Below are 5,517 nucleotides of genomic sequence, written 5' to 3'. Positions count from 1 at the left end.
CGGAAAATCGCTTCTTTTCGCCGAACTCCGCAGGTCAGCGGGGGTTGCTAGCACTCCTTGGTGAGCTCTTGCGGCGGCCCGGGTGAATCCGGGCCCGCCTTCTCAACCCCTCCGGCCGCCTGAGCCGCCGGGACCGGGGCCGCGAGCAGCAGCAGCGCCGCCACGACGCCGACCAGCCGGGACCGTCTTGGATACGTACTCCTGGCATCCGTACGCACGGGCACCTCCCAATCATCGGAGGTGTGATGATTGGGCTGGCTTCAGGGCCTGTCAATGGGGTCTGAAGTCAGCCAAGTTGACCCAGTGGTCGGATGACCTGCCACTCCGCGCGAACGGCAGGACAACCTCGGCGCGAAAAGTCCAAGAGGACCGGAGCGAATGTCCAAGCGCGGTGGCTCTCGACGGGATACCCCGCGCCGGGGCACAGTGCTCCTCGTAACTCGCTCGTACTCACCGGTAATCACACGCCCCCGAGGAGCCATCGTGACCAGCTGGGCCGGCCGGACCGCCGCCGAGATCGCCGCCGCCGTACGCGAGAAGCGGGTCACGCCGCGCGAGGTGGTGGCCGAGCACCTCGCCCGGATCGAGCTGCTCGACGCCCGCGTGGGCGCCTTCCGCACGCTGCGCGCGACGGCGGCGCTCGCCGAGGCGGACGAGGTGGCGGCCCGCGCCGACCTGGCCGAACTGCCCCTCGCGGGCGTGCCGGTGGCGGTCAAGGACAATCTGGCGGTACGCGGCGAGTCCACCCGCAACGGCACCGCCGCGAGCCCGGACACTCCGGCCGACGAGGACCATGTCACCGTGGCGCGGCTGCGCGCGGCGGGCGCGGTCGTGGTGGGGCTGACGAACTGCCCGGAACTCTGCGTCTTCGGCACCACGGAGGGCGTGCACGGCACGGCCCGCAATCCGTGGGACACCACGCGCACGGCGGGCGGCTCGTCCGGCGGCAGCGCGGCCGCGGTCGCCGCCGGCATGGTGCCCATCGCGCTCGGCAACGACGGCATGGGGTCGCTGCGCATACCCGCCGCCAACTGCGGGCTGGTCGGACTGAAGCCGGGTCACGGTGTCGTCCCGGCAGGCATCGGCCACGGTGACTGGTTCGGGATGTCCGAGAACGGGCCGCTGGCGACGACGGTCGAGGACGCGCGGCTGATGTTCTCGGTCCTGGCCGGGACGGAGGCCGCGACGGAGACCGCGACGGGGACTGCGGCGGTGGCCGCGACCGACGCCGTACGGGCCGGGGAGCCCGTCACCCGGACGGTCGCCGTCTCCGTGCGGAGTCCCCTGATGGGGGTTACCGTCAGCCGGCCCTACGCCGACGCGGCCCGTGCGGCGGGCGAGTTGCTGGCGGGTGCCGGGCATCGGGTCCGGCGGGCGGATCCGCCGTATCCCGTGTGGCTGGGGACGACCTCGCTCGCGCACTGGACCGCGGGGACGGCGGTGGACGCGGAGGGGCTCGATCCGCGGCGGCTGGCCCGGCGGACTCGGGTGCACGCTGCCCTGGGGCGGCGTTTTGTGGGATCGGTACGGGGTGGGGTGCGGCGGGAGCAGTTGCGGGAGCGCTTCGAGCCGTTCTTCGCGGAGCACGAGGTGCTGCTCACGCCCGCGCTTGCTCGGCGGGGGCCCGCCGCTGCGGAGTGGCATCGGCGGGGGTGGCTGCGGAATGTGTTGGTCAACACGAACTATTCGCCGTTGACGCCGCCGTGGAATCTGACGGGGTGGCCGGCCATGGCTGTGCCCTTTGGGACCCTGGCGTCGGGGGTGCCGTGTGCTGTCCAGCTGGTGGGGCGGCCCGGTAGTGAGGCTGTGTTGTTGGAGTTGGCGGGGCAGTTGGAGGAGCTGCGGCCTTGGACGCGGACGGCTCCGCTGGGGGGTGCAGGGGAAGGGTTGTAGGTCGGCTGCGGGTCGGCTGTGGCTGGTCGCGCAGTTCCCCGCGCCCCTAAAAGATGGCGGTTGCCCGTGCCCGGCATGGGAAAGGTGCGGGCCGCGATCCTCAAAGACGGCCGTTGCCCACGGCCCGCATGAGAAAGTGCGGCCCGCGGTGCTGAAAAGACGGCGGCAGTCCATGGCCTGATCGGTCGGAGGGACCCGCGGCCTTGAAGGACGGCAGACGCACCCGCCGGGTCGGGGAAACCCGCGGCCCCGAAATCGCGCCCCCTGACCGCTCAGAGGGCCCGGTGCATCACGTGCAAGCCCACTCTGCCCTTGGTCGGGTGGGCGTAGGCGTCCGGGATCGTGCCCACGATGGTGAAGCCCAGGGAGAGCCAGAGGTTGACGGCGGGGTTGGTTTCGACGACGGCGTTGAAGACCATCGCCCGGTAGCCGTCGGCCTTGGCCGTTTCGAGGACGTGGTTGGCCAGCGCCCGGCCGATGCCCCGGCCCGAGTGGGCGGGGTCGACCATGAAGCCGGCGTTGGCGATGTGGGAGGCGGGGCCGCCGTAGTTGGGGGTGACGTAGGCGGAGCCGACCACCGCTCCGGTGGCGTCCTCGGCGACGTACACGCGCTTGCCCGGGGCCATCCACAGGGCGTGGGCGTCCTCTTCGGACGTGTCCGGGTCCCAGGCGTAGGTCTCGGCGGCGGCGACGATGCGGTGCCAGAAAGGCCAGATCCGCGGCCAGTCACTGGCCGCGGCTTCTCTGATCAGCATGGACGTGAGTCTGGCACGCCCATGCCGATCAGCGATCGTGCGGGTCCTGCAGTTCCTGCCGTGGACCTGGGCGGTCAGTCCACGCTGGGCAGGATGTGGGGCTCGGCGAGATCGTCCTCGTAGCCCGCCAGGCGGATGGGTGCGGACCTGGCCCAGACGTCCAGACTGCCGAGCTTCTCCGCCCGGCCTGCGTGCTCCGTACGTTCCTTGGGGCCCTGATCGAGATTCGTCTTCTCCGGTGTCACCGCGCACTCCTTATGTGTCGGGTCACCCTCGGGGCGTGCACGACCAATCTGCTACCGGTCGCCTGACGCCCGCTCGGGTCTGAGTAGAGGCCGTTCCGACGCGGTGGCGCCTGTCAACTCGATTGAGAGCAGGCCGTGGTGGCTGGCTTGTCCCGGGACGGACCGTGGGTGTGGGTGGGACCCAAATAAGCTGTCCGTCCCGTACAGGGTAACCAAATGAGCGGGCGTCCGCTCGATGGGGCTGAAAACAAGGTGTAACCGTCTGAAGTCTTTCAGGGTCCGTTCAGGCCCGCGTTGGGCGTGTTTCACTCGGTTGTCCACAGGCTCGGATCCACTCGACCGGCCCTGTGCCAACATGATCAACGCCCCATTGTCCACGCGAAGGAGCCCGACATGGCCGCCCAGCAGGTACGCGGTGTCATCGCCCCCGGTAAGAACGAACCGGCGGAGATCCGGACGATTCTCATCCCTGACCCGGGTCCCGGCGAGGCCGTCGTGAAGGTGCAGGCCTGCGGGGTCTGTCACACCGACCTGCACTACAAGCAGGGCGGCATCAGCGACGACTACCCCTTCCTTCTCGGCCACGAGGCGGCCGGTGTGGTGGAGGCGGTCGGCGAGGGCGTCACCGACGTGGCCCCCGGCGACTTCGTCGTCCTCAACTGGCGTGCGGTGTGCGGCCAGTGCCGCGCCTGTCTGCGCGGCCGCCCCTGGTACTGCTTCAACACGCACAACGCCAAGCAGAAGATGACCCTGGAGGACGGCACGGAGCTCTCCCCCGCCCTGGGCATCGGCGCCTTCGCCGAGAAGACCCTGGTCGCGGCCGGCCAGTGCACCAAGGTCGACCCGTCCGTGTCCCCCGCGGTCGCGGGCCCCCTCGGCTGCGGCGTGATGGCCGGCATCGGCGCCGCCATCAACACCGGCAACGTGGGCCGTGGAGACTCGGTGGCCGTCATCGGCTGCGGCGGCGTCGGGGACGCGGCGATCGCCGGTGCGAACCTCGCCGGGGCCGCGCGGATCATCGCCGTCGACATCGACGACCGGAAGCTGGAGAAGGCCCGCACGATGGGCGCCACCCACACGGTCAACTCCAAGGAGACGGACCCCGTCGAGGCGATCCGCGAACTGACCGGCGGCTTCGGCGCCGACGTCGTCATCGAGGCGGTCGGCCGCCCCGAGACGTACAAGCAGGCGTTCTACGCCCGGGATCTCGCGGGCACGGTGGTCCTGGTCGGTGTGCCGACCCCGGAGATGAAGCTGGAGCTGCCCCTGCTGGACGTCTTCGGCCGCGGCGGCGCCCTCAAGTCGTCCTGGTACGGCGACTGCCTTCCGTCGCGCGACTTCCCGATGCTGATCGACCTCCACCAGCAGGGGCGCCTCGACCTGGCGGCCTTCGTGACGGAGACGATCGAACTGGACGCGGTGGAGCAGGCCTTCGACCGCATGCACCAGGGCGACGTCCTGCGCTCGGTGGTGGAGCTGTGACGGCCGCCCGTATCGAGCATCTCGTCACGTCGGGCACGTTCAGCCTGGACGGCGGCACCTGGGACGTCGACAACAACGTCTGGATCGTGGGTGACGACTCCGAGGCGGTGGTGATCGACGCGGCGCACGACGCCGACGCCATCGCCGAGGTGCTCGGCGACCGCACGCTGAGGGCCATCGTCTGCACCCACGCCCACAACGACCACATCGACGCGGCCCCCGCCCTCGCGGCCCGCACCGGCGCCCCGATCCTGCTCCACCCGGACGACCTCCCCCTGTGGAAGCAGACCCACCCGGACCGCCTGCCGGACGGCGAGCTCACCGACGGGCAGCAGCTCTCCGTCGCGGGCGTCGAGCTGACCGTCCTGCACACACCGGGACACGCGCCGGGCGGCGTCTGCCTGTACGCCCCGGAGCTGGGCACGGTCTTCACCGGGGACACCCTTTTCCAGGGTGGCCCGGGCGCGACGGGCCGGTCGTTCTCCCACTTCCCGACGATCGTCGAGTCGATCCGGAAGCGGCTGCTCGCCCTGCCCCCGGAGACGGTGGTCCGTACGGGCCACGGCGACTCGACGACGGTCGGCGCCGAGGCCCCGCACCTTCAGGAGTGGATCGACCGAGGGCACTGAGCGGAGGCCGCCGAGAGACAGCACTGCCCGCCCCGGGAACCGCGGCCCGGGGCAGGCGGTGCGGGGTGGAGCGGGGCGGGGCATCCCGGGCATTCCACGGCTCGCAGTTCAGTTCCCGTTGGCTCGGTCGAAAGCTGGCCATGATCTGCTGACGCGCGGCAACGGCCTTTCTCGCCCGCAGGGAGGACTGGCGCATGGAGCTGCGCAGTGTCGAAGAGCTGATGGATCTGCTGCACGCCTGCCGAGGTTCCCGGAACTCCGCCGGTCACGGCGGCGCCCCGGCCGATCTCCACGACCACGCGCTGCAGACCGCGGCGCTGCTGCGTCGAAGTCGCCCCGCCGACAAGGAACTCCAGGTGGCGGGCCTGGTGCATGTCATCGGGCAGCTGTTGCGGCCCGGTGATGTCGCGGCGCACGCCGACCACGCGGCCGACACGGTTCGCCCGCTCCTCGGCGAGCGCGTCTCCCGTCTCGTCCGCCTCCACAGGGACGGGTGGGAGGACGACCCGGTCA

Annotated in this window: 5 protein-coding genes and 1 pseudogene; 4 read left to right on the top strand and 2 right to left on the bottom strand. The window is 71.0% G+C overall.

The window, feature by feature from the left end; translation table 11 throughout:
* The first annotated feature begins 483 nt into the window (after positions 1-483).
* Positions 484-1,893 (top strand): amidase, encoded by a 1,410-nt coding sequence (locus O3Q52_RS48040; RefSeq protein ID WP_269654768.1) that lies wholly within the window; start codon positions 484-486, stop codon positions 1,891-1,893.
* A 272-nt stretch (positions 1,894-2,165) separates the two neighbouring features.
* On the opposite strand, the gene O3Q52_RS48035 is transcribed toward O3Q52_RS48040, so the two are convergent.
* Together O3Q52_RS48035 and O3Q52_RS48030 are read right to left on the bottom strand one after the other, a co-directional pair.
* Entirely contained in the window at positions 2,166-2,648 is a 483-nt protein-coding gene (locus O3Q52_RS48035) for a GNAT family N-acetyltransferase (RefSeq protein WP_269654767.1), read from the bottom strand.
* A gap of 74 nt (positions 2,649-2,722) precedes the next feature.
* Complete coding sequence (locus O3Q52_RS48030; protein ID WP_189839336.1) at positions 2,723-2,893, bottom strand: hypothetical protein; 171 nt, start codon at positions 2,891-2,893, stop codon at positions 2,723-2,725.
* 393 nt (positions 2,894-3,286) lie between these two features.
* On the opposite strand from O3Q52_RS48030, the gene O3Q52_RS48025 reads away from it, so the two are divergent.
* From O3Q52_RS48025 to O3Q52_RS48015, 3 genes and pseudogenes are all read left to right on the top strand, one after another.
* Positions 3,287-4,375, top strand: coding sequence for an S-(hydroxymethyl)mycothiol dehydrogenase (locus O3Q52_RS48025; RefSeq protein WP_269654766.1), 1,089 nt, complete (start codon positions 3,287-3,289; stop codon positions 4,373-4,375).
* Complete coding sequence (locus tag O3Q52_RS48020; protein ID WP_269654765.1) at positions 4,372-5,004, top strand: MBL fold metallo-hydrolase; 633 nt, start codon at positions 4,372-4,374, stop codon at positions 5,002-5,004. The genes O3Q52_RS48025 and O3Q52_RS48020 overlap by 4 nt, the downstream gene beginning before the upstream one ends.
* A gap of 194 nt (positions 5,005-5,198) precedes the next feature.
* A pseudogene (locus O3Q52_RS48015) lies at positions 5,199-5,517 on the top strand (hypothetical protein); the annotation flags it as partial.

This window comes from Streptomyces sp. ActVer (assembly GCF_027270795.1).
Classification (GTDB): Bacteria; Actinomycetota; Actinomycetes; order Streptomycetales; family Streptomycetaceae; genus Streptomyces; species Streptomyces umbrinus_A.
The sequence above is the reverse complement of the archived record's forward strand: the minus strand, read 5'-3'. Positions and strand labels throughout refer to the sequence as shown.

Coding starts and splice junctions, on each gene's coding strand:
- O3Q52_RS48035 (WP_269654767.1), bottom strand. CDS start 2,648: ATGCTGATCAGAGAAGCCGCGGCCAGTGACTGGCCGCGGATCTGGCCT.
- O3Q52_RS48025 (WP_269654766.1), top strand. CDS start 3,287: ATGGCCGCCCAGCAGGTACGCGGTGTCATCGCCCCCGGTAAGAACGAA.